Genomic DNA, 21,718 nt, shown 5'->3' on the forward strand with positions numbered 1-21,718 from the left:
GTCTTGATGGCCTCGCGGAAAAGGTCTGCCTTGTCCATGGATGGATCGGCAACCTCAAGGGCTTTGTTGTACAGGTCGTCGTCGATGGTAACGGTGGTTCTCATGGCTGCCCCTTGAATCACTAATGATGTAATTATGCATCTAATAGGACATCACGACAACCGGCTGGGCAGAGGAGAGTTTTTCCCTAATATCTGCGAAAATTTCCCTCAAATGAGGCTATCCCGCTGGCAAATTTCTGTCTAATCTGGCGGGCCCGTTTGTACTATCAAAATGACAAAGCCACCCGAAGGTGGGCTGTCACTCCAAAAGCACCTAGCTAAGCTAGACGGTTGAGGGGTTAATTGTGATTAAATTTTACGTAAAATATGCCTCTAATACAATATTGCCATCAGTAATCCATTGTGAGTTTTTACAGAAAGTGGAAATGTTTAATATTGGTATTTTAGGTGTAGTACGCGCTCCGATCTGACAGTCACCCGCGCCCGTAGCACGCGCCCAGCGGCCTTACCAGCCGTCGCGACGCTAGACCTCGCCATCAAAGTGGCGGACAAATAATGCCCGCATGCAACTGATAGTCATATCGCTCCAGAACCGACCCGCTACGCGGGATCGGAAAACAGCAAAGACCCAGGGCGATCAACCATTCTCGCCCCAACATTTCACTCACAAATTTTCACGCAATTTAGAATTATGCCGCAGCAATGCCAAGCATTTAGCAATGAAAATTGGCATCAGCTTCGCATCATATTTATTTTGTATTGCAATTAATTTACATCATTTTTTATCACCAAACACCGATACCTCGTCGCATTCTTGTCTGCCGAACGACCAAACAATCAAACAGGTTACCCGCGCAATTGCTACCGTCTTCCGCCACCTTTACACCGACGACGCACCAGAAACATTACACATTCGAACTTTATCAGCCGCGAACTCATCGTACGGCTACGATAGGCTACCAAAAATATTAAATCAGGATCGCAAATTACTCGCATTGCACGTGCCACAGACTTGCCGCAAACTCGCTTACGATTTGCAGCAAAACAAGGATCAAGTACAAGGACAGGATGCCGGATATGTGCCTGTCGGCTCAATCCAGTATTTCGTCCGCTAGGTCGCCTCGCGCTCGTCGCAGACGACTCAGGGCTTCGCCCCGAGACCCGTTAATTAATCCTACACGTCAAGAACCCCTACACCCAACCAGCACCAAAAAACACGCAAGACCTGCCACAGCCACGCACATCGCAAAGCTAACAACGCCAATCCGCCAAATGCCTTGCCAAAGCACAACCAACATGATGTAGTGCATTATCAAAAGAGCCACCACGAAACCACCATGAACATGGCAAAGCCAGAATTCTTCATGCCAGTACCCGACAACGAGTGCAAGGGCGCGCCATCCTCCTGCGCTTGAGGGCTCCTGACGACACCACAATCCGCAACTCAGCGAGTATTCGCTCGATTTAGGTTTTCGAATACATCAGCAGCTCTAGATTGCCTGGCAGAAGTAGACTATATGACCCCATCGTCCTGGTGCTCAGCGACATCGTTCGCGCCATCCGTGCATGGCGTGCAGAGTTAGCCAAGCATGGATACGTCCCGCCAGAGGCAATCTTAGAACCCGTAATTTTGAGAGCAGGCCCATTAATCTTGCGTATCACGAAGCAGACATCAAGGCCGCATGAGCGGGGCAGGGTAGCGCAGCTAGAAATTTTTTCTGCAAAACTCTCAAAAACAAGTAAGTAAATATGACGGCTATGCAGAAGCAATGTTGGTGCAACAAGCTGCTGTGGGGGCGGAGTTGGTAATCCCCCCAATAAAAAGTATCGGCGGATTCAAGCGGTCACTGCAACGCGTTATTAAAAATTTCCGCCGGCGTTCTAAACCCGAGAGTTTTTCGTGGTCGGGCATTGAGCTCTGCTGCTATGTCATCTAATTCGTGTTGGGAATATTTGGCCAGTCCGCTTCCTTTTGGGAAATATTGCCTCAACAGACCATTGGTATTTTCATTAGTGCCACGTTGCCATGGACTACGAGGATCGCAAAAATAAACTTCCATATCTGTTGCGATAGTAAATTGTTTATGTGCTGAAAGCTCTTGTCCGCGATCCCAAGTTAAACTTTTGCAGATCTGATAGGGAAGTTTTTTCATCTGCTCCGTCAGTGAGTGCACCACACTTGGTGCTGTGCGGCCTTCACACTTACACAAGACGGTAAATCTAGACTGACGCTCAACTACGGTGGCTATGGCGCTGTTATTGGCACCGATAATCAGATCGCCCTCCCAGTGCCCAGGGATTGCTCGGTCTTCGATTTCAACGGGACGATCTCTGATCGAGATAGCATCCAAAATTTGCCCTCTACTACCGGCCTTATGATTTTTGGCATGGCGAAACATCCGTTTCGTTCTTAAATGTTTTTTCAGCTCTTCCCGAAATAAGGCCCGTGTCTGAATAAACAAAGATTTGTATATCGTTTCATGGGACACATACATCTCCTTGCTCGTGTCGGTCTGCCTGGTCTTTAGCCATCCAGCGATTTGCTCTGGAGACCAGTTTGAGGCGAGCCTTTCCTCTACAAGACATCTTAGGGCGGGACGTTCTGCCAGTAAGAATGATTTTGGTCGCTTCGCTCGTTTAAGAAAAGCTTGTTCAGCAATACTGGCACGATATTTAACGACGCCACCGTTCCGGGATATTTCCCTGGAAATTGTCGATGGTGAACGATTAAGTTCTCTGGCAATACTGCGAATACTGCACTCTTTGGCTAGTGCCCTAGAAATGTCTTCGCGCTCTTCAAGAGTAAGGTAAGTCGCTCGACGCTGCCTCTTTCGTGGCGTGATGCCACCGTGATAGAGCAGGTAGGAGTATATGGTTGCCGCTGGCTTCTCAATGTCCCTGGCTATTTCGCTCATCGGATATCCTTGTTGCCACATTCGCCAGATGATGGCTTTGCGATCATCGGTCATTGCTCCGTAAATACTTGGCATCGCACACCTCATCGATTTTAATTTATGATGAAAATCAGGTGTTGCAGTGACCGCTTGAATCCGCCCTTCTTCACGATAGAGACGCTCAGTACGCTTATGGTTGATGACTAGACCTTCCCGGCGCAACATAACGTGCAAACGCGGCGATCCAAAGCGCGGGCGCTCTTGCGCCAATTCCCGTATCCTCTGACGAACAGGCGCATCGTCCTCAACAGGTATCGGTCGTCGATAGGTGCGCCGGTTCAGACCAATTAAGCTGCAGGCCCGCCGCTCAGAGAAGTCGTATTGCGCGATGACTTGCTGCACGATTTCTTTGCGCTGCGCGGGCAGCGCTACTTTTTTTGCAGGACGTCTTTCAATACGAGGATATCCAGCGCTTGCTCTGCAACCAGGCGTTTGAGCTTCTGATTCTCTTCTTCCAAAGCCTTTAAACGCCGGGCCTCCGAGACTTCCATGCCACCAAACTTGCTACGCCAGTTGTAAAACGTGACGTCTGATATGCCGTGCTTACGGCATAAATCTGCCACCTTCATTCCGGCGTCGGCTTCCTTCAAGACGCCAATGATCTGTTCTTCCGTAAATCTCGATTTCTTCATGACTAGCTCTCCATCAGCACAGTCACTAACTTTACATTGGGATACTTTTACGGGGGAAGGTCACACACCCAGGCAGTCTAAACATATCTACATTCTTCGCGGGTGCAAATGCTACTAATTGCATTGTAAAAGTACAAATACCGGCTATGTACATGAGTCTTAATTAGGACTAAAATTGGTCTCCACTCATTTGCAATAGAGGTCTGATCATGAAATTCTCAACTCAAGTAAAGCCTATCAGCTACCTCAAAAGTCACGCGGCTGAAATTATCAAAGACATCTCGGAAAATCGTGAACCTATGCTGATTACGCAAAATGGTGAGGCCAAGCTGGTTGTCATGGACGTGAAGAGCTTTGAAGAACAAGAAGAAACGCTCGCACTACTCAAAATTCTGGCACTCGGTAATCGTGAAATTGAGCAAGGTAAATTTCGTGATGCTGAGGATGTGTTTGCTGACCTGGACAAGGCTGATCACTGATGAGCTTGAGAGTCGTCATACTCGATTCAGCAGAGCAAGATCTGAAAGAGCTCAGATCCTACATACTTAAAACCTTTTCCGCTGACACTTGGAGCACTACTTACGCCAAGATAAAAGAAGCAATTCGCAATCTGCAAAATTTTCCGCAGGCTGGTGGCATTCCAGTAGAAATTGAAAAACTTAACCTCACGCAATACAGGCAAGTTTTATCTGGAATGAATCGGATCATTTATGAAGTGCGGCAGGATGTTATTTACATCCATATTGTTGTTGACGCTAGACGCGATATGAATTCGTTACTTACTCGTAGATTATTACGGGCAATATAATATGATTAAAATAAAAATTCGAATTCAAGGATTTCCTGTGAGCTTACACAAATGAATATTTTACAGTAGAAGAAAAAGTTAAGACTCTTGTTGGAAATAATGATCAGGCAGAATTTTTCTTCAATGATGAAGAACCGATTTCTTCATGCTTGCTCTCAATTAGCACAGGCACTAACTTTACATAAGATAAATTATAGGTAACTTTACTGCCTGCCCCAAATAGTAATGTTCGCCTTACCTCATTAAGCGCATTGTGAATTTGATCTAATACGACTACACCGCATTTTTCTTGTTCAGATACATCGAAAGCTTTAATGGTCGATTCCGGGACGAATGCCTGAACGATCACTGGTTCTCGACATTGCATGAGGCGCGGTACCGAATTGAGGCCTGGCGACGTGATGACAATTCGGTGCGGCCCCACAGCGTACAGAACTACGCTACACCCAATGCGTTTGCTGCCAAACAGTTTTTAAACTCGGATTCTACTGCGCGCTGTAGCTAATTTTTTTTGGGTGGGGGGCAGGTCAGTAAAAATCTAATCATTGAACTGCACTAAAGCACGGAATCCGTGTACTATACGACTAACGAAATAGAGTCCAGTTGTCTAAAGGAAGTTATGCGAAAAAGAAGCCCGAGTCCGGAGGAAATCAAAGCGGAGCGCCACGCAACTGGTTTGTCCCAAACCGCCGCCGCCAATTTGATTTACTCAACTTTGCGAACTTGGCAGGATTGGGAGGCTGGTGCGGCACACATGCACCCCGGGCTTTGGGAGTTGTTTCTTCTAAAAAAAACCGGAAGCCGTCAAACCGCGCAAGACACTGGAGCTGTAGAGATGTAGAAAGCAGGCATGGTCGAGGCTGTAACCTCGCCCTTGCCCTGGCCACAATAATTCATCAGGAGCCACCATGGTTAACCAAGATTCTACCGCACCAGGATACATCCTCTATTTTAGTGAGCGCCATCAGCGCTTGCTGCTGCCGACCGCCATCGCCGCCGCGCTGGCCGGCGAAGCTAATCTCGCGATGGCGGCGAAAGTGGCCGCAGATAAAGAAGAAAAGGCCGCTGCCAACGTCGAAAAATCCGGCTTCGGCATGGCGAAGCTGATTCCACAGCACGAGAATATTTTAGTCCTGCGCCAGATCGATTTTGGCCTCGACAGCATTCGCACCGACACGCGACACGACCTATCGGACGCCATGACGCTGGCGACCCGTCTGCTCGCACGATCAACAGTCGCGCTCGATGCTGCATCAGCAAGGCTGTCGTATGACCTACTTGTGGCTATATCGATGACCATTGCTTACGAGCGCGGGCGCGGCAACCTGGTCGATGTCTTAGATTTTCTCCGCGACCCGGAGTGGGATAGCAACCAGCAGATGTTTTGGTCCTTTTATCAACCTCAACCGGCCTTTGAGCAAGCCGACGCAGCCCATTGGATGGGTGTGTTCCGCAGAAAAATCAGGAAATTAAAGGCTAGTCAGACGGATAAGATGGCCATTGACTGCTACAAACATTGGACAAGCGCCGGCTATCCGGCGAAAGGACGCAAGCCCCCAAAAGCACTGCCTACAACTCAAGTGTTTGCCCCGGATGATCTTGCACGTGCCACCGTGCAGCTCGGAGAGCAGAAGGACGATCGGCGCGATGCCGGCGCACGCACTTTGCAGAACGCTCACGCGAGCAGCGGCAACCGCACATTGCCCGACGCCAAAGCGGCACACGCCCGGCTTGAGTCGGCGAAGTCGCGCTTCGAAAATCTGGTCGAGCCAATCGAGCGGCTGCAAACTGATCTGGTCCTTGCCGGCGCGATGCAGCCAAGCGATTTCCGTATCACGCCACTCCTATTGCTCGGCGCCCCTGGCATTGGCAAAACTTTTCTCGCAACGCAGCTCGCCGAAGCGCTTGGCGTATCGACGGAAAAAATTAGCGCTGGCGGTGCGCAGGGTGCATTCCAGTTAGTCGGCTCCCACACCTCGTGGACTGGTTCGCGCCCAGGCATGATTTTCTCGTTGCTTGCCAACGGTGATTCCGCTGCGCCGGTCGTGGTCATCGATGAGGTGGACAAAATCCGTGACGCGCAGTATCCGGTATTGCCGGCGCTGCTGGACTTGCTCGATCCCGCCACCAGCAAGAAGTTTCACGATGAGTTTTTTGAACTGCGGTTCGACGCCAGCCGAATCGTCTTCGTCTTGACGGCAAACAGCATCGAGCACGTTCCCCCAGCGCTACTGTCGCGGGTCGAAGTGTTCAACGTGCCGGCGCCGGGGCCGGCGCAACGGTTGCGCATCATCCAGGAGACAGCCGCAGGACTGCGCATCAAGACAAAGCGGGAAATCACGCTAGACGAAGGCACAGCAATGATGTTGTCGGAGCGTGTCGATATCGACCTCAGACGAGTCGCCAGGCTGGTCAATCAAGCGTTCGCGCAGGCCATGCAGGCGGGCAGCAACGTGGCACGCATTGCCAGCTTTGCCGCGCTGAAGCTCACCGGGAAACGGTCTGCCGTTTTCCACTAACCAGATGCGTACCAGGTCCAGCGACTTGCCGGTCTCTAACTATCAGGGCAGCTACCGATGGCGGGCGTTATCTAAAAGTAGATTGATTTCTGCAAGTGATTGCAACGCCTGCAAATTACCACACGAAGCCTGCGATTTGCTATACATCGACGTAAGGCATCTGTATCGGTTGCAAACTGATCCCGATGCATCCCAGCCGCCTTCAGCGCCCCTTCCAGAGTACTTGTGCTTGTCTGGTGCCACTTTGTAAAGTTTGCAGCCAGACTTCCAGTGTTTGGCCCCTTGAATGTCGAGGCAAAACTCTGGACAATTGCAGCATGTCTGCTGCCAATGGCATTGGTAGCAGACATGATCGACTCGACCCCATTAATCAAGGAAAAATCTCCACGTAAATAAGCCACTCATGTACGGTTTATTTTTGCGCACATTGGTTGCAAAAGGTTGCAATACGACATATAATAAAACCTAAACACTAAGGAGTTTATATGGCAACCGCGATGAAATTATCGGATGAATTGGTGGACATGGCAAAGCCGCATGCTATTGCTGAGCATCGTTCTATCCCTAAGCAAATTGAATATTGGGCGCGTCTTGGTAAGGCTGTTGAGGATAATCCTGAACTACCAATTCAGTTCATCAAGAATACATTGCTGGCCGTTGCCGAGGCCGATACCGGACAACTTTCTGAATATCGCGTTGGTGCGTGATGGCATTGAAAGTTCTCAGTACGCCATCGTTTGATCGTGTTGTGAAGAAAATGCATGCACGAGATAAAAAAGTGGTCGATCAAGCTGTAATGAATATTGTTGCTGACCCTACAATTGGCGAAGAAAAGAAAGGTGAGTTGGCTGAGGTTTTCGTCTACAAGTTTAAAGTGAATAAACAAGAAACATTACTGGCGTATCGATTACAGCCGAATAAGAAAAAACCGCAAGAAGTGGTCTTGCTGAACATTGGTTCGCACGAAAATTTTTATGTCGCAATGAAGCGCTAAACACACGGCATAAGTAAAAGAAAGAAAAATGAATAATCGGCCGGTGACGATAGGCGAAAAAGTATTCAGCGATGGCTATAAAACTGGATATGAAGGAACGGCAATTGAAATTTGCTTCGGAGATTTAGCGGGGATGGTTGTTGTTCGATTCCCCGAAGGGACAAGCTGCCAAAGCGCGTCTGAGATTATCCGGTTTCGCGCGCCTGTAGTAGTTGCGATCCGATCTGACAGTCACCCGGTTTGACGTGTGCCGTTGTCAGGTCAAATTCAGTTGTTCAGTCCAAGCCTCCTTTCCGTCAATCAGTGTTTGCATGGGCGTGCGACCGCAGCACATCTTTCCTTGATGTGTTCGGTCGTTGTTGTAATAAGCCAGCCAGTCATCCAGATCGTTTTGCAGCTCGTCTATCGATCGATAAATCTTGCGTCGAAACGCAACCTGATAGAACTCTTGCAAAATAGTTTTATGAAATCGCTCACAGATACCGTTGGTCTGCGGATGCCGCAGCTTCGTCTTGGTGTGTTCAATCTCATTGAGCGCCAAATAAAGCTGGTAGTCATGCGTTTCCGGCCTGCCGCAATATTCGGTACCACGGTCGGTCAGTATCCGTGACCTTCCCCCGTAAAAGTATCCCAATGTAAAGTTAGTGACTGTGCTGATGGAGAGCTAGTCATGAAGAAATCGAGATTTACGGAAGAACAGATCATTGGCGTCTTGAAGGAAGCCGACGCCGGAATGAAGGTGGCAGATTTATGCCGTAAGCACGGCATATCAGACGTCACGTTTTACAACTGGCGTAGCAAGTTTGGTGGCATGGAAGTCTCGGAGGCCCGGCGTTTAAAGGCTTTGGAAGAAGAGAATCAGAAGCTCAAACGCCTGGTTGCAGAGCAAGCGCTGGATATCCTCGTATTGAAAGACGTCCTGCAAAAAAAGTAGCGCTGCCCGCGCAGCGCAAAGAAATCGTGCAGCAAGTCATCGCGCAATACGACTTCTCTGAGCGGCGGGCATGCAGCTTAATTGGTCTGAACCGGCGCACCTATCGACGACCGATACCTGTTGAGGACGATGCGCCTGTTCGTCAGAGGATACGGGAATTGGCACAAGAGCGCCCGCGTTTTGGATCGCCACGTTTGCACGTTATGTTGCGCCGGGAAGGTCTAGTCATCAACCATAAGCGTACTGAGCGTCTCTATCGTGAAGAAGACTTGTCGTTGCTAGGCAGGCGTCGTAAGAAGGGACCAAGTCACTTACGCGTTGTGTTGCCGATGCCACAAGGGCCAGATCAGCGTTGGGCCATGGACTTCGTCACTGATGCCCTGAGCAACGGCCGGAGAATGCGCATGCTGACGGTCATTGACGTATGGAATCGGGAATGCGTAAAAATCGAAGTTGATCACTCACTAACAGGCGCTCGGGTGGCACGTGTACTGGAGCAGTTGCGTCAAAATGGACGTTGCCCGAATGTCATTCAGGTAGACAATGGCCCGGAGTTTATTAGCAAAGCGCTGGATGCCTGGGCACACCAATGCGGTGTGAAGCTACAGTTCATCCGACCTGGCAAGCCCGTCGAAAATGCCTATATCGAGAGCTTCAATGGTCGATTACGTGAAGAATGTTTAAATCAGCATGCGTTTCGTAGCTTGCAAGAGGCCCGCGAGCGCATCGAAATATGGCGAATCGATTACAACTCGGTTCGTCCACATAGCGCCCTCGGGCAAATGGCACCGGACCAATTCCGGCAATTGCATCACACTGAAAACAGCCAGATTGCTAATTTACGATTGGTGCACTCGGCGGGGTAAGGTCAAAATGAGGCAAGGTGCTAGAAAATGTAAAAATAATGCTGAAAATTTCCCAGCGAGGGTTTAACTCGGGGCCTAGTTCCTTAACTGTACTTTATTGCTTTGATTTATCAGGCGATTGATTTTTTCAGCGGAGGGCGACGGTTTTTTTATCTTTGCCACCCTCCCCCACTTTTTTATTGATCCACCATTTCTGCCCATGCTAAGGGCGTAACGTCCAACGCCCGATTCTTCCATATTTCGTGAATGCGAAGCACCTCGTCTACGATAACAATGGCCAATTCTTGTTGCGTAATTTGTGGTTTGGCCGCCACCGCATCGGCCCCCGCATTAGTGGCCAATTTCCACAGATCTAAATCTGCGGAAGAATCCGCCGTCACAATTCTTTCTATTTCTTTGTACATGCGTCCAAGCTCTTTTGCATGGACGGTGGACAAGATGGCGTCTACCCCGACGCGATCGGCGAATGCCTCTTGCGTCGGCTGATCGACTGAAATAAGCATCGCACCCGCTCGCGTCCAACTCTGTCCCGTGAACGCAGAATGGACACGAAATGAACGCTCGCCATTTTGCAATTCCATTTTATAGTTTTTGATATTTTCAACACTTTCTATGCAGTGTGCTTTAGCCCTGTTAGTCCATCTTTTATGTATGCGAATAACCTCGTCTATGATCACTACTGCCAATTCACTTCTTGAAATTTCGGGATCGGCAGCCACTGCATTTGCGCCTGCCTCAGTGGCCTTGACCTGCTCCCCAATTTAGTCCGAAACCGACATAGAGTTTGCGATTAAAAACTATCTGCAAATCTGTTCGGTGTCAGGTAGCCAAGTGCGCTGTGGGGGCGCTCCTCGTTGTATTCCTGACGCCATGCGGCGATGACTTCCCGTGCATGACGCATTGATAAAAACCAATGCTCATTCAAACATTCATCCCGAAACTTACCGTTGAAACTTTCAATATAGGCATTCTGCTGCGGCTTGCCCGGCTCGATAAATCGCAATTGAAGCTGTTTTCGGTAAGCCCATTCGTCGAGTACCTTGCTAATAAACTCGGGGCCGTTATCTACAGTCACCGATCTGGGCAACCCTCGATTTTCTGCCAAACGCTCTAAAACAGCCACGACACGGCGACCAGGCAGTGAGGTATCCACTTCTATTGCCAAACACTCTTTTGTGAAATCATCGACGATATTCAAACAGCGCAGGCGACGTCCGTCAATAAATCCATCCGATACAAAGTCCATCGACCAACTCTGATTCGGTCCCAGTGCTACTACCTTCGGCTGCCGTTCAACGCCAGCGATACGCTTGCGCTTGCGTCGACGCACCATCAAACCGGCTGCGTGGTAAACCCGATACGTACGCTTAGGATTAATCAACCAACCTTCCCGGCACAGCAGCACATGCAGGCGTCGATATCCGTAACGCCTCTTCTGACCAGCCAGTTCAGTCAATCGTCCTGCCAACTGTTCGTCGCTCGGGCGAGTCGATTCATACCGATATAACGACCTGGAAATGCCCATCAGCCCACAAGCACGCGTAACACCTATTCCGTGGTTTTCCATGACATAGGAAACGGCGTCACGTCTGGCTTGTGGGCTTACCACTTTCGGCCAACAACATCCTTGAGAGCTGCGTTGTCGAGCATTGATTCTGCCAGCAAGCGTTTCAACTTGGCGTTCTCTGCTTCAAGAACCTTGAGTCGTTGTGCTTCGGATACCGTCATCCCGCCGAATTTCGCTTTCCAGTTGTAATAGGTGGCGTCGCTAATACCGTGTTTCCGGCAAAGCTCCGCTACTTTTATGCCAGTTTCCGCTTCTTTTAATACGCCAATGATCTGTTCTTCCGTGAATCGATTCTTCATGCTTGCCTCCTTAGGGGCAAACTCTACATTATGGCCGTACTAATCTCGGGGAGCAGGTCACCCGATCGTGATACCCATTTTTCCGTCACGCCAAGCTTGGAGAAATTTATTACGAAGCTCCTCGGGTTTAGCAATGAGATCGTGGAGCATCGGTGTCGTATTTTTAGGGGCACACATGAAATAGTGCTTCGGAGGGGGATAAGTATTTTCCTTAATATGGTGAAATACTTTTGCCAGTTCTGGATACAGATCGGACTCGCTTATCGCAGACTGGTAATGCTTCGCTTGATATAAATCCCAGTCGTCTGCAATGAGATCATTTGTGTATCTAGCTTCAATATCGCGCCCTGCGTCGCCAGCGCCACCGATTCTCTGAACAACTACATATTTCGTGCCGAGTTCGTTTCTACAGCAATCTTCGATGAAGCTCTCCCACTCCCCATTTTCAAGTATCAAGACTAACGATGATGGAGGGTACTTTGCCTTACTGAGATTTTGACGGACTTTTCTAGTACCGATTTTCGGTGACGCTTTCGCCATCTTGCTGCCCCTTACTATCTCGGATCGTCTAAACCCGTTTTTATTTGTAATGTACCGTTTTCCAGCAGTGACAATACACGAAATACCGGTGGATCGTTTCGACTTGATAGCTAGGCGCATATTTTCCACGCAGTAATCAATGATCGTGGGTGGCTCGTGGATATTTGGTAAACATAGCAGCGTAGCAGTCTGAATTATCTCTTCTTCTAGTTCTTTTTATTAAGGCCACCAAATACAGAGATATAAAAATATTACTTTACGGCAGCACCATTACTATTGGACCGTTGGGGCAGACAAAAAAATGGCGCACGATAATGGCACTCTTCATGGCATCAGCAGTAATATCGCCGTCCGCCCCTCCGAAATAATGCAGTGATGCGGCAAGTCGCGTTGCATTCTGACCGATCTTTCGAAAGAAAGACTTCATATCTTCAGAAAAATCCCCGCAGATTAAGTTGTCATGAACCCAGCTCTTGAACCAACCCCAATAACGCGTCGCCTCCTCAGACAGTCTCAACGTAAGGCGCTCCCGTGGCGCGGGCATAGGTTGGTTCAGAATGTCTTCCGCTCTTTGATTGAACACGTCAAGCTTGGGCTCTGGCCGGTCCCAGGTATTCGGCAATTCACCCGGACGGTCTATGATGGTTGAGTACGCGACCAGCATGCGGCCCAAGAGGCCCGTGCTAAATGCCTCAGCGCCACGGGTTTTCATGTACAAGGCGAATCGATCTTCCTGAATCATGACCGAAATGGTCAAATGTGGCATGACAGGCCGGCGGTTACCACCAGCCAAGCCAACCGGTCGGTCTTCTTCGCTCCAGTACCCGCTGAGCGACGCGGGCTGACTGAAAGTCGGACCTAGTAAGGTTGGCCCACCCTCAGGTGAAGCAACGCCTACTGCGCCGTTCGCGACCAATGCATCACGCAGCCGATGATGGCCGCGCCTTCAAGTACGACCGCGTTGGCCATTCCAATGAACAGTTCGATCAGACGTTCAGTCGTGCCGAGCCACGACGCGACTCGGAACGCGACAGGATCAGAACGCAATGTCGTACGCGTTTGGTCGGTACGATCGACTTGCAAATTATATTTATCTTCAGCATCCGGTAGTTCTACTTGGGTTTTCACCTATGCCTCTTCAAATTCGGTCATTATTGCCCTATGAATGGATATACAAGCTTGTAGACATCGATATCGATCGAGCCGGCCACAAGCTTCACGTTTTCAACCAATGGCGTGTAGGACAGCTCTTTTTTTGCATAGAGATTTGGTACTGGAATCTTCAATAGACTTACCCCTAAACTTGGGCATTTCAAGCGATTAGATAATGGGGGTATTTTTGGGGGTATCAAATAAAATCTAATCGACCTATCCACCGCAAATACTAGGCTTCGAGAAGGAATGTGAGTGAGACGCCGCCATCACACCCTGCGAAGATATTCTCTTCGCATTTCGACAAGCCCCGCTAAACACCACGTCTGATCGGGCTTGTCATTTTTTTCTTCGAAACTGTGTAGCCAGCTTTCAGATTTTATTAAAAGATTAAACCGCCCCGGTCCGCAAGCGGATCGATCCCAATATTGCATCCCATACTCCGAGCAGTTCTTCGTCTGGGAGGAGTGCCGCAGCGACTCCGCGTTCAATGTCTAGGAGGACTTTCATGCGGGGTGCCATAATTGAATTTGGTTTTCCTATGTAATCCCATTCAAATGAATGGGAAGTAATTCCGCTTCCGCGTTTAGTTTTATAAGCTAATTCTTCGCCATTTAATCGGGCTACTTCGCGTGCAGACTGGCGTAGTAGTATGACTTCAGGGAATCTGTCGAGAATGGTGCTGCGTTCCAACAAGGTCGGGCCGGTGTCTACTGCGTCGATAACCTGCGTGGAAAAACTTAAATTAATGTCATTAAAGCTAACCATGACAGCGACATCTTCGAAATTACTAGGATCGCCCCCGCTAACAAAGGCATGGTCGAAACAGGCACCACGGTCAGTCATGGTAGAAGTAATTAACCGGGGCTGAACTGCTTGCACAACCCTTTCTGCGTATGGCAATCCTTCCTTAGAACGTTCCGGGTCAATTTGCGATGAAAAAAAATGAAACCCTTTTAACTCATGACTATAGCGATAGGCATTCACCTCCAATAGCCCTGTTTCCGGGGAGGTCTGCTGAAACAAATAAAAATGGGTGTTGCCGTCCTTGGCACGCTTCTCCTCCAATAAAATAGGACGATCCATATGCCTTCCTATTAACGCATGTCGCTTTTCAGCAAGGAGATGCTCGAATTTGGCTTCCGAGTTATTCGTCCATTCAATGCTCATCCCAGCAAACCGCTGCCCCCACGAGACCTCTGTGGCGGCTTCAGGAAGGTCGATTAGGTAACGGCCGACGGCATAGGGTTTCAACGGATATTTCTTCATAGTTTTTTCTTTCGAGAGTCCTTTGACATGGGGATGACAGGCAGCCAGAGGCCATAAAGCGCCGATAGCGATGGCTGCTAATAATTGGCGACGTCGCGACCTCATGGATGGTCCTTCGTCATTTTGCAGATGCTGTAGGCAATGAAGCGCATCACCACAGCGTGACCCGTGTGGTAAGCGTTCTGATGGTCGATGCCGTTCACCGCCAACTGGGCGCGGACACAGGAAGGCGCGAAATACTGCGGCGCTGAACCAGAAAACGCCGGCACCGTGCCGTCGCCGGCTTCAACAGGTGGCGTCAGATATAAATACAATCGGTCGAGATTGCGTTTCGCACAAATTTCCCCTTTGGCATCGTCGCGCGTCTCATCGGCAAGTCCGCGTTCCATGAGGTCGACGTTGATGCCGCGTCTGTTGGCGTCGAGGTGCGACACATATCCATTTGGGTCCCTCGCTGTATAGATGACTTTCCGCCATGTCACCGTGCCATAGGTCGGGTAGCGTTCAGCATCCTTGCCATAAAAGCTGTAGGTGTTTGGATGGTAGTGGTGTCCTAATTTGTCATGGAAGTTTTCTGCAATTTGTAGTGCAGAAATAAAGGATGACCATGCCGACAGCGGCCTATTCAGCGTACCAAATATTTTCGCCGGATCCAGCCACTCAGGATGAATCAAGCGCCACCATTTCTCTTTCTCACGATAAATGCTGGCATACGGATTGTCACCGATGGGTATGTGATGATCCGTTTCTTCTACCCGGGCCAGGGTAGCCTTCAGCCACCGAGTCGGTTGGTAGACTTTGTTGGGCAGGAGCTGCAAACCGCCGGGGGAATGCCCCAGAACGGCCGTGACCTCGCGACCATTACTGCCGGCCACCATCTGGGCTCCCACTGTGTTCTTGATGCTGCCCAGACTAAACCAGTCGATCTGTCCCATCTCGAAGCCGGTGCGCATGCGCTTGTATGCCGCTGCTGCGCCTAGGGCCGGCATGACGCCATGCAGTACCCCCAATACGTCGTCGGCAGCGCCTCCCATCGCCGGATGCACGGCGGCACGCGCCACCAGCCCGCCCATGGAGTGGGTGACCAGAATTACTTTTTTGCAGGCTCCCGGTGTCCTTAATCTTTTTTGATAAACGGCTTTGATGCGGCGGATTTCACTGCCCAGATATTTGCCGGAGTCTTCATTCGACTGCAACCAGTTGTAGCCGACGGCATGTACTGGAAACCAGTATTCGCTCATGTGCTCGATTTCGGTGCGATCCAGTTTCAGCGTGTCTTGGTAAGGCAGCGGTATGCCGGCATCCATCAGCTCCTGGAACAGCTCGCCGATGAGGACCTTGTCGGCGTAGGGGTCGTATATGCAGGCTTGGTTCAGGAGCGAATTGAGATACGTGATTACTTTCCCATAGCTACTCCAATAGACGCTGCCCCAGCCGCGAAACTCGGCTGCCTTTACTGAAAAATTGGTAGGAGGGATGACATTCTTTTCTTCATCCACGATGAAGCGCTTGTCTGCCTGGGTATTTTTCGGATCGAGAAGTAGCTGGCGCGAGGCCGCGCCCATTAAGGCTTCTTTAGGGCCGGCCGCATCGGGACGCCACGCAAAGTCTCCCGATTTTTTATCAAGTCTTTTGATGCCGTTGGTCAACTTGAGATTCGACCCCATGACCCCCGGCACAAAAATCACCGGAATCACCTGATTCGGCGGCACTAACACCAGCGCCTTCTTTTTGATTTCTGTGGGGGTCAGTGGAGTGCTCCAGAAGGGAAACCCTTCGTCGTCATAGGAGGTGGAAACTACATGGAAGGCGTCGTTCATTTTGATAGGTCATCGAAAAAATGTAATTGAATTTTTCCCAGCAGCTGACTTTTTTGAATCCCGGTTTTCCCTTCACCATCGCTTTGTCCCTGCAAGCGGCTGCCGTCTTCGCGAAGAATTTCAAAGCGCCGGTTCGCGGCAATGCGGCCGCTGCCGTGGTGGCGGGCGATGAACTCTTCATCGAAGTGCGTGGTGGGCCATTGGTTCATTTGCTGTGACAGTGATGAGGGGCCGGTGACATCCAACCCCGACGTATGAATCACCCGCTTGCCGCTGGTGATATCGGTAATGCCTTCGGCGCTGATCTTGATGGCGGAGCCACCTGCGCCCAGCACGATTTCTTTTTTGGCGAAGATTTCGATGCGGTCGCTGGTGGAAATCAGTCGCAGGACCTGTTCGGCAATCAGCTCCATGCTGTTGTGCTGCGCCTGCACAGTGACTTTGCCTTTACCGGCAATCTGGCGCAGATCGCCTTCGACTGCGAGCTGTTCGATATCGCCGCGCGCGGTGTGCAGGATGTGGCCCATGGCGTAGTGCTGCTGGTTGTTGCCGGCGACGGTGTCGATGTTGTGACCGGCGTAGTGGGTTTGATCTTTGGGCGTGGCGCTGGCGAGGCCGGCGGCGGCACTGATGGCGATGACCGCTTGTCCTGCGGCAGCGGTGCTGGTGGAGTGGGTTTCCGGGCCGCTGCCCTTGCCGAGCGCATCGACGGCCGCGCTCAGATGTTGCTGTGGGGCGGTGTCACGGTGACTGCCGTGATGGGTGACGGCGGCACTGCCGAGTCCTTTGGCAATTTCGAGCGCTTGTTCCAGGCAATGCACCAGTTCGTCGCGACTGAGCGTGCCGCCGACCGCTTGGGCGCGGCCGTCCGTCGTGAGCAGTAAACCCTTGCCGGCACGCAGTGCACCAGAGCCTTCGGTTTCCAGCGCATAGCCTTCTCCGCGCGCTTCCTTTCTTCCGTAGTTGTCCTCGATGCGGGTAATAAATCCCAGCGAAAGCTGACTATTCTGGTGATCGCTTTTGAGCTGCGCCTGAATTTGATCGAGCGTGTCGTCGAGAATAAGGTGGTTGCTGCGCCCACTCCCGAAGTTGCTTTTTCCGGGAATCAGTTCGCGGCTGCGCAGGCCCGTTAACGCTTTCTCGCTCGGCAAATTCCAGGGCGGCGGGTTGCAGCCGTTGTGCACGCTGCCGAGAATGAGCGGATGGTCGGGGTTGCCATCGAGCCAGGTGACGACGACTTCCTGCCCGGGTCGCGGCAGCGTGTGCAGGCCGTGCATGTTGCCGGCCCACGGTGTGGCCATGCGCACCCAGGCCGAGCTGAGCGGGGTTTTCTTGCCGAGCAAGTCCCAGTGAAATTGCACGCGCAGACGGCCGTATTTGTCGGTGGCGATTTCGCCTTGCTCGTAGCCGACCACCAGTGCGGTCTGCGTGCCGTGGATGCGGGTGTCGTTGCTGCTGTAGCCGGGGCCGGGTCGCCAGACGATGTTTTTGCGGATGCAGTTGAGCGTGTTGCGGTAGTCGGCCGGTTCGTTTTCTTGCAGGTAGTTATTGGTGACGGTGTGACGCACGTCGATGATGAGGAAGCGTTGTTTTTCTTCGCGGACATCAAAGCCCAGCAGATCGCGCAGGCGCGGATGTTTGCGCATCTGGAACCAGCGACCCGGGGCGACGTAGCGGTTGTTGCCGGCCATCGGGTGCTGTTTGGCCTGCGCGTCGGTTTCATCCATGCGATAACGCGCCTGCGTGTCGCCGTAGCCGTTTTGACTATGCTCGCAGCTGTAGGCACCGACGTAGTCGTGGCTTTCTATTTGGGGGACGTTCCTGCCTTGCGCATTGGGGCTCGTGGCCCAGGCCTGATGGCTGGGCAGATGCGCGGTTTTGAAATTGTAGGCGGTGGTGGTGCGGCTGCCGGGAGAGATGGTGCGCCCCGGGCGCCAGGTGTGGATGGCCTCGTGCTGTTCGGCGTCGTTGTCTTCGCTGTGGAAACGGATGTCGGGATTGCGTCCATCGATCGGTTGCGCTTCCTGCGCCGTGTTGTGACACAGCATGAGCTGGTGGCCGCGCTCGGTGTGTTCGTAGCGATAGCTCAGGCCCAGCGCTTCCCAGCGGCGGTGCAGATAGTTGGCATCGGTTTCGTTGAACTGGCAGCCCATGTGCATGAGCTTGAGGTAAGCGTGGCCGCTCGGGAACGCATAGCGATAGTCGCAGCGGATGGAGGGATAGTGACGGAAGATTTCCAGCGCCTGATCGTTGAGGGTCTGGTGACAAAACACGGCGTTGTTCTTGCGCTGGCGCAGGAAGGCCATCCAGGGTTTGAGCACCATGCGGTAAAACACGACGTTGCCTTCGCAGCGCTCGAGGCCGAATTCAAAGACGTAGCCGTTGAAGTAACGCAGGCTGCCGTCTTTGCGTTTGAGCGAGAGCGTGACCAGCTTGCCTAGCACCTCAGTCAGAGGAATGCGCGGGTCGTCGGACAGGACTTCGACGGTGTAGGTGAAATCGCGGGAAAGGCCTTCGTCGGCGTCGAGGCGATTGGGGATGAACAGAGCGTCGCGCTGGTAGCGTTCGGGGCCGCTCTGGGGGCAGTTGTTATCGGGGAAATCGAGGGTGAGGATGCGTTTGTGCTGGCGGTTGTAGATCCAGCGTTCGAGGTCTTTGATGGGGGGCAGCATGCGGTGGATTCTTACGTCATAGGGATCCTCAGCAGTGTAGGGATATTCGGCGAAGCATTAAGCAAGGAAGAGGCGACTAGTCCGACAAATAGTGTTTATATTTTTGTCTTCGGAGAATCAGGGTCTGAGAATGGGTCGAGATTTTTGTGTTCAAGAATTTGTCGATAGCATTGATTGTTCTCTTTTAAGGCTTAGCTATCGCGCCATTTCTCTGGCGATATTTTCTGATGACATTAAGGTCATCGTGGTTTGTAAGGTTCTGGAAAAAACATCCAGTGCTTCCGCAAAACTTGGGGTGTTTTCTGGTGAGGCATAAACCATGTCTGCGACAAAGGCATCGTATTGGATTTTCAGATTTTCACTTTCACCTGCCCAAGTAAGTGCCTTACTCAATTGCGCCAATGGCGTTAAATAAAACTGAGGGTGCTGATTTTGAAATTCAATCGCATCATTGGCAATGACGCCTGACAAAATCCGAGCTAAATCTGAAGCATCCAACTGTGCCACTGGAGCATGCTGAATAATTTGATGCACGTCGTAGAGATGGCGTACCAGTGCTTTATCCCACCCGGAAGAGGGATCTAATACCGTATCGGTATTGTCTTTTTGCAGTTGCAATGCCAGACGGCGCGGAAATGAGACGAGCTTTTCAGCTAAGGCTTCTCGCAAAGAAATGCATTCAATTTCAATCGGTGACTGATACGCGCCGGAAGTTAACTTATCGAGCAGCAAGCCCACCTTGTGCGTTTCTGTAGGGGCCCTCAGGGTTGAGTGGTTCAGCTCAAGCAGAAGGTGGGGTCGTAACGATGAGGGCTTGGAAAAAGCTGATTCATATTCAACATCCAGGCAGGAATAGCTGTTGCTATCTAGTGAGCGACGTGTAATTGAATTTTTTCCAAATCCGCCGGCTTCTAAGCTTGTGATCACATTTTTGACAAAGGCACTGAGTCTGCGTCTTAATGTAGCTTTAGGTAATTGTGCGGTGACTTCCGTAGGGACCAGCTTGAAGTCAACATCCTCAGACATCCGATGCAAAATGCCATAGGCTTTAGCCAAGCATGTGCCACCACAAAAGACAAACCGAAAATCTGGCGATGCGGGAAGCGCTTGGATTAGCGTGATGGCATCTAGAACAAAGTAGTCCTTTTCAAGCGCAAAACCAGGAAGGGACAACTCCGATTCAGTCTCAAAATCTGAAATTTTTTCAATAATTTCCTTAGGCAGTCTTTTCATTGCTCATACCGAATTGATTTACTACCAAAACCTATACGACGGGAAACTCGTGAACCACCCACGTTTAACACAGTGGACATAGGCATTTGCGTCGTCTTGCCATCCCTATATTCTTTCGCAGAAGCTCCTAGGTCAGGCTTGACGCCGAGTTTGGTCAACACTTCCAGGCCAATTTCAATGAGCGGGACAACAGGGATAGACTTGCCGGTCAAAGTGCTTTGCTTTGCTTTGACATACACACCGTAGCCAGCCTTGATGAGGAGACCTTTATTGATCACACTTCTCAGCGCTCGCCCAACTTGGTCATAGCCTCCAAATCTGTCAAATTCTTTGCGCAGGAAGACCTTCGCTGCGGAGCGCCGCAAGCTCATCTCAATCCGTTCCTCCAAGGTCATTTTGGACATTATTTACCTGCAAAAATAAGACAGTAATGTCGTATTTTTGCAGAACATCATAGATGTGTCAACAAGGGCGGTTAATGATAACAACCCAGACGGCAGTTCGAAGGGAAAATGGGGAATCGAACTGGCTTCCGCAATTTAGCGTCCAAAATCCTCTGGACTGTTTGTTTTTCATCAAGAACTGCCGATACATAAATCCCAGATTCCCTCGACCGGAAGTGCGTATAAAAAAACCCCTGAATACGAGCCAACAGCACCAAAGAGCGGTCTACCGAATACCCTCGAGTCCACCACCATCACACCCTGCGAAGATATTCTCTTCGCATTTCGACAAGCCCCGCCAAACACCACGTCTGGCGGGGCTTTTCATTTTTTCTTGCGGACTTCGCACCCGGCTGCATGCCCGGTTTTCTGCCGTTTCCGTTCTCTCTCGCCCTCTTTTCTCTGTTTCTTGTGGACTTGCGAAGTCCAAGTCCGCAAGGCACTCTCCCTTTAAAATCAATCACTTACGCGAATCCAATTTTCGCATTTTTGTTTCAGCAATTGCCTACCATCTGATCAACGGAGACAGAAAGACTTGCGTCAAGTCTGCGCAGCAGGCAGGCATTCATCCGCAATCAGGCGATAGCCGAGCAACTCTGTAAAAAAGAAGCGGGATATACGGCGCGGTCGCGGAGAAATGACTTCCCTAGTCCCGGCATCGGTCTTTATGCTGTCAGCGCAGCGAAAGTCGGAAGAGACGCTGGCATGGAATGCACGAACATCCCCTGCCAGCTAACCACCATCAACTAAAACGGAGCTCATCGTGGCTAGAAAGAAGGATATGTCAAACCAGCAAGGCCCCGCCATCGTGATCCGGCCAGAGCGCCACATCACGGTATCTTCCATAGGCTATGCGCCAGGCCAGCCAATTCGGGACCCGGGGAAACGCGTCATGCAGGCAGTACCGTGGATACGCATTCAGGGGAAATGGCTGGAGCAGGCGGGATTCGCCATTCGCACGCCGGTGCGCATTCGGGTGATGGTGGGATGTCTGGTATTAACAGTGGATTAATG

20 protein-coding genes and 4 pseudogenes are annotated in these 21,718 nt (G+C 50.9%); 9 read left to right on the forward strand and 15 right to left on the reverse strand.

Annotated elements, in window-relative coordinates; translation table 11 throughout:
- A pseudogene (locus RGU70_RS00005) lies at nt 1-104 on the reverse strand (type II toxin-antitoxin system VapB family antitoxin); the annotation flags it as partial.
- 461 nt (nt 105-565) lie between these two features.
- Here RGU70_RS00005 and RGU70_RS00010 point away from each other — a divergent pair.
- Nucleotides 566-1,117, forward strand: coding sequence for a hypothetical protein (locus RGU70_RS00010; RefSeq protein WP_322207388.1), 552 nt, complete (start codon nt 566-568; stop codon nt 1,115-1,117).
- Between the two features lie 729 nt (nt 1,118-1,846).
- On the opposite strand, the gene RGU70_RS00015 is transcribed toward RGU70_RS00010, so the two are convergent.
- Together RGU70_RS00015 and RGU70_RS00020 are read right to left on the reverse strand one after the other, a co-directional pair.
- On the reverse strand, nt 1,847-2,992 hold the full coding sequence (locus tag RGU70_RS00015) for an IS30 family transposase (protein ID WP_322207422.1): 1,146 nt from the start codon (nt 2,990-2,992) through the stop codon (nt 1,847-1,849).
- 63 nt (nt 2,993-3,055) lie between these two features.
- Nucleotides 3,056-3,588 (reverse strand): annotated as a pseudogene (locus tag RGU70_RS00020) (transposase); the annotation flags it as partial.
- A 209-nt stretch (nt 3,589-3,797) separates the two neighbouring features.
- Between RGU70_RS00020 and RGU70_RS00025 the strand changes: the two are divergent.
- Together RGU70_RS00025 and RGU70_RS00030 are read left to right on the forward strand one after the other, a co-directional pair.
- Nucleotides 3,798-4,067, forward strand: coding sequence for a type II toxin-antitoxin system Phd/YefM family antitoxin (locus tag RGU70_RS00025; protein WP_322207389.1), 270 nt, complete (start codon nt 3,798-3,800; stop codon nt 4,065-4,067).
- Nucleotides 4,067-4,396 carry a type II toxin-antitoxin system RelE/ParE family toxin gene (locus tag RGU70_RS00030; protein ID WP_322207390.1) on the forward strand — a complete coding sequence of 110 codons (330 nt, stop codon included), beginning with the start codon at nt 4,067-4,069 and terminating at the stop codon, nt 4,394-4,396. Before RGU70_RS00025 ends, RGU70_RS00030 begins: the two co-directional genes overlap by 1 nt.
- A gap of 103 nt (nt 4,397-4,499) precedes the next feature.
- Here RGU70_RS00030 and RGU70_RS00035 read toward each other — a convergent pair whose 3' ends face one another.
- On the reverse strand, nt 4,500-4,763 hold the full coding sequence (locus tag RGU70_RS00035) for a hypothetical protein (RefSeq protein ID WP_322207423.1): 264 nt from the start codon (nt 4,761-4,763) through the stop codon (nt 4,500-4,502).
- Here RGU70_RS00035 and RGU70_RS00040 point away from each other — a divergent pair.
- From RGU70_RS00040 to RGU70_RS00055, 4 genes and pseudogenes are all read left to right on the forward strand, one after another.
- Nucleotides 4,695-4,901: pseudogene (locus RGU70_RS00040) on the forward strand (integrase core domain-containing protein); the annotation flags it as partial. The gene RGU70_RS00035 and the pseudogene RGU70_RS00040 overlap by 69 nt on opposite strands.
- A gap of 403 nt (nt 4,902-5,304) precedes the next feature.
- Complete coding sequence (locus RGU70_RS00045) at nt 5,305-6,915, forward strand: AAA family ATPase (protein ID WP_322207391.1); 1,611 nt, start codon at nt 5,305-5,307, stop codon at nt 6,913-6,915.
- Between the two features lie 485 nt (nt 6,916-7,400).
- Nucleotides 7,401-7,622: a TA system antitoxin ParD family protein gene (locus RGU70_RS00050; protein WP_322207392.1), complete on the forward strand. Its 222-nt coding sequence runs from the start codon at nt 7,401-7,403 to the stop codon at nt 7,620-7,622.
- A complete protein-coding gene (locus RGU70_RS00055) occupies nt 7,622-7,909 on the forward strand; it encodes a type II toxin-antitoxin system RelE/ParE family toxin (protein ID WP_322207393.1) in 288 nt (95 codons plus the stop codon). Before RGU70_RS00050 ends, RGU70_RS00055 begins: the two co-directional genes overlap by 1 nt.
- A gap of 256 nt (nt 7,910-8,165) precedes the next feature.
- Here RGU70_RS00055 and RGU70_RS00060 read toward each other — a convergent pair.
- Nucleotides 8,166-8,516: pseudogene (locus RGU70_RS00060) on the reverse strand (integrase core domain-containing protein); the annotation flags it as partial.
- Nucleotides 8,517-8,579: 63 nt separating this feature from the next.
- Here RGU70_RS00060 and RGU70_RS00065 point away from each other — a divergent pair.
- A protein-coding gene (locus RGU70_RS00065; protein WP_416186460.1) for an IS3 family transposase occupies nt 8,580-9,709 on the forward strand; the annotation gives its coding sequence in 2 pieces (ribosomal slippage) (nt 8,580-8,841 and nt 8,841-9,709; 1,131 coding nt in all).
- Nucleotides 9,710-9,885: 176 nt separating this feature from the next.
- Here the strand turns inward: RGU70_RS00065 and RGU70_RS00070 are convergent.
- From RGU70_RS00070 to RGU70_RS00115, 10 genes are all read right to left on the reverse strand, one after another.
- Entirely contained in the window at nt 9,886-10,428 is a 543-nt protein-coding gene (locus tag RGU70_RS00070; RefSeq protein ID WP_322207395.1) for a hypothetical protein, read from the reverse strand.
- 71 nt (nt 10,429-10,499) lie between these two features.
- Nucleotides 10,500-11,575, reverse strand: a protein-coding gene (locus tag RGU70_RS00075) for an IS3 family transposase (protein WP_322207396.1) whose coding sequence is annotated in 2 segments (ribosomal slippage) — nt 10,500-11,317 and nt 11,317-11,575 — 1,077 coding nt in all. Because the reading frame shifts where the segments join, the coding sequence is not laid out codon by codon here.
- A gap of 57 nt (nt 11,576-11,632) precedes the next feature.
- Nucleotides 11,633-12,115, reverse strand: a complete 483-nt coding sequence (locus RGU70_RS00080; RefSeq protein ID WP_322207397.1) for a hypothetical protein — start codon at nt 12,113-12,115, stop codon at nt 11,633-11,635.
- Between the two features lie 256 nt (nt 12,116-12,371).
- The gene (locus RGU70_RS00085; protein WP_322207398.1) at nt 12,372-12,881 is read right to left on the reverse strand and encodes a DUF3987 domain-containing protein; all 510 of its coding nucleotides are present in this window, start codon (nt 12,879-12,881) and stop codon (nt 12,372-12,374) included.
- 128 nt (nt 12,882-13,009) lie between these two features.
- Entirely contained in the window at nt 13,010-13,243 is a 234-nt protein-coding gene (locus RGU70_RS00090; RefSeq protein ID WP_322207399.1) for a hypothetical protein, read from the reverse strand.
- 414 nt (nt 13,244-13,657) lie between these two features.
- On the reverse strand, nt 13,658-14,641 hold the full coding sequence (locus tag RGU70_RS00095) for a T6SS immunity protein Tli4 family protein (protein ID WP_322207400.1): 984 nt from the start codon (nt 14,639-14,641) through the stop codon (nt 13,658-13,660).
- Nucleotides 14,638-16,356: a hypothetical protein gene (locus RGU70_RS00100; protein ID WP_322207401.1), complete on the reverse strand. Its 1,719-nt coding sequence runs from the start codon at nt 16,354-16,356 to the stop codon at nt 14,638-14,640. The genes RGU70_RS00095 and RGU70_RS00100 overlap by 4 nt, the downstream gene beginning before the upstream one ends.
- Nucleotides 16,353-19,028 carry a type VI secretion system Vgr family protein gene (locus tag RGU70_RS00105; RefSeq protein ID WP_322207402.1) on the reverse strand — a complete coding sequence of 892 codons (2,676 nt, stop codon included), beginning with the start codon at nt 19,026-19,028 and terminating at the stop codon, nt 16,353-16,355. The genes RGU70_RS00100 and RGU70_RS00105 overlap by 4 nt, the downstream gene beginning before the upstream one ends.
- Nucleotides 19,029-19,223: 195 nt before the next feature.
- The gene (locus RGU70_RS00110) at nt 19,224-20,261 is read right to left on the reverse strand and encodes a nucleotidyl transferase AbiEii/AbiGii toxin family protein (protein ID WP_322207403.1); all 1,038 of its coding nucleotides are present in this window, start codon (nt 20,259-20,261) and stop codon (nt 19,224-19,226) included.
- Nucleotides 20,258-20,665 carry a DUF6088 family protein gene (locus RGU70_RS00115; protein WP_322207404.1) on the reverse strand — a complete coding sequence of 136 codons (408 nt, stop codon included), beginning with the start codon at nt 20,663-20,665 and terminating at the stop codon, nt 20,258-20,260. Before RGU70_RS00115 ends, RGU70_RS00110 begins: the two co-directional genes overlap by 4 nt.
- Before the next feature lie 820 nt (nt 20,666-21,485).
- Between RGU70_RS00115 and RGU70_RS00120 the strand changes: the two genes are divergently transcribed.
- A complete protein-coding gene (locus RGU70_RS00120; protein WP_322207405.1) occupies nt 21,486-21,716 on the forward strand; it encodes a SymE family type I addiction module toxin in 231 nt (76 codons plus the stop codon).
- Nucleotides 21,717-21,718 lie beyond the last annotated feature (2 nt).

This window comes from Herbaspirillum sp. RTI4 (genome assembly GCF_034313965.1).
Classification (GTDB): Bacteria; Pseudomonadota; Gammaproteobacteria; order Burkholderiales; family Burkholderiaceae_D; genus Herbaspirillum.

Bases quoted from the DNA above. Each gene is read 5' to 3' on its own strand.
- RGU70_RS00045 (WP_322207391.1), top strand. From the start codon at position 5,305: ATGGTTAACCAAGATTCTACCGCACCAGGATACATCCTCTATTTTAGT.
- RGU70_RS00050 (WP_322207392.1), top strand. From the start codon at position 7,401: ATGGCAACCGCGATGAAATTATCGGATGAATTGGTGGACATGGCAAAG.
- RGU70_RS00115 (WP_322207404.1), bottom strand. From the start codon at position 20,665: ATGTCCAAAATGACCTTGGAGGAACGGATTGAGATGAGCTTGCGGCGC.
- RGU70_RS00120 (WP_322207405.1), top strand. From the start codon at position 21,486: ATGTCAAACCAGCAAGGCCCCGCCATCGTGATCCGGCCAGAGCGCCAC.
- RGU70_RS00085 (WP_322207398.1), bottom strand. From the start codon at position 12,881: ATGCCACATTTGACCATTTCGGTCATGATTCAGGAAGATCGATTCGCC.
- RGU70_RS00080 (WP_322207397.1), bottom strand. From the start codon at position 12,115: ATGGCGAAAGCGTCACCGAAAATCGGTACTAGAAAAGTCCGTCAAAAT.
- RGU70_RS00055 (WP_322207393.1), top strand. From the start codon at position 7,622: ATGGCATTGAAAGTTCTCAGTACGCCATCGTTTGATCGTGTTGTGAAG.
- RGU70_RS00105 (WP_322207402.1), bottom strand. From the start codon at position 19,028: ATGCTGCCCCCCATCAAAGACCTCGAACGCTGGATCTACAACCGCCAG.
- RGU70_RS00035 (WP_322207423.1), bottom strand. From the start codon at position 4,763: ATGCAATGTCGAGAACCAGTGATCGTTCAGGCATTCGTCCCGGAATCG.
- RGU70_RS00030 (WP_322207390.1), top strand. From the start codon at position 4,067: ATGAGCTTGAGAGTCGTCATACTCGATTCAGCAGAGCAAGATCTGAAA.
- RGU70_RS00100 (WP_322207401.1), bottom strand. From the start codon at position 16,356: ATGAACGACGCCTTCCATGTAGTTTCCACCTCCTATGACGACGAAGGG.
- RGU70_RS00095 (WP_322207400.1), bottom strand. From the start codon at position 14,641: ATGAGGTCGCGACGTCGCCAATTATTAGCAGCCATCGCTATCGGCGCT.
- RGU70_RS00025 (WP_322207389.1), top strand. From the start codon at position 3,798: ATGAAATTCTCAACTCAAGTAAAGCCTATCAGCTACCTCAAAAGTCAC.
- RGU70_RS00015 (WP_322207422.1), bottom strand. From the start codon at position 2,992: ATGCCAAGTATTTACGGAGCAATGACCGATGATCGCAAAGCCATCATC.
- RGU70_RS00110 (WP_322207403.1), bottom strand. From the start codon at position 20,261: ATGAAAAGACTGCCTAAGGAAATTATTGAAAAAATTTCAGATTTTGAG.
- RGU70_RS00010 (WP_322207388.1), top strand. From the start codon at position 566: ATGCAACTGATAGTCATATCGCTCCAGAACCGACCCGCTACGCGGGAT.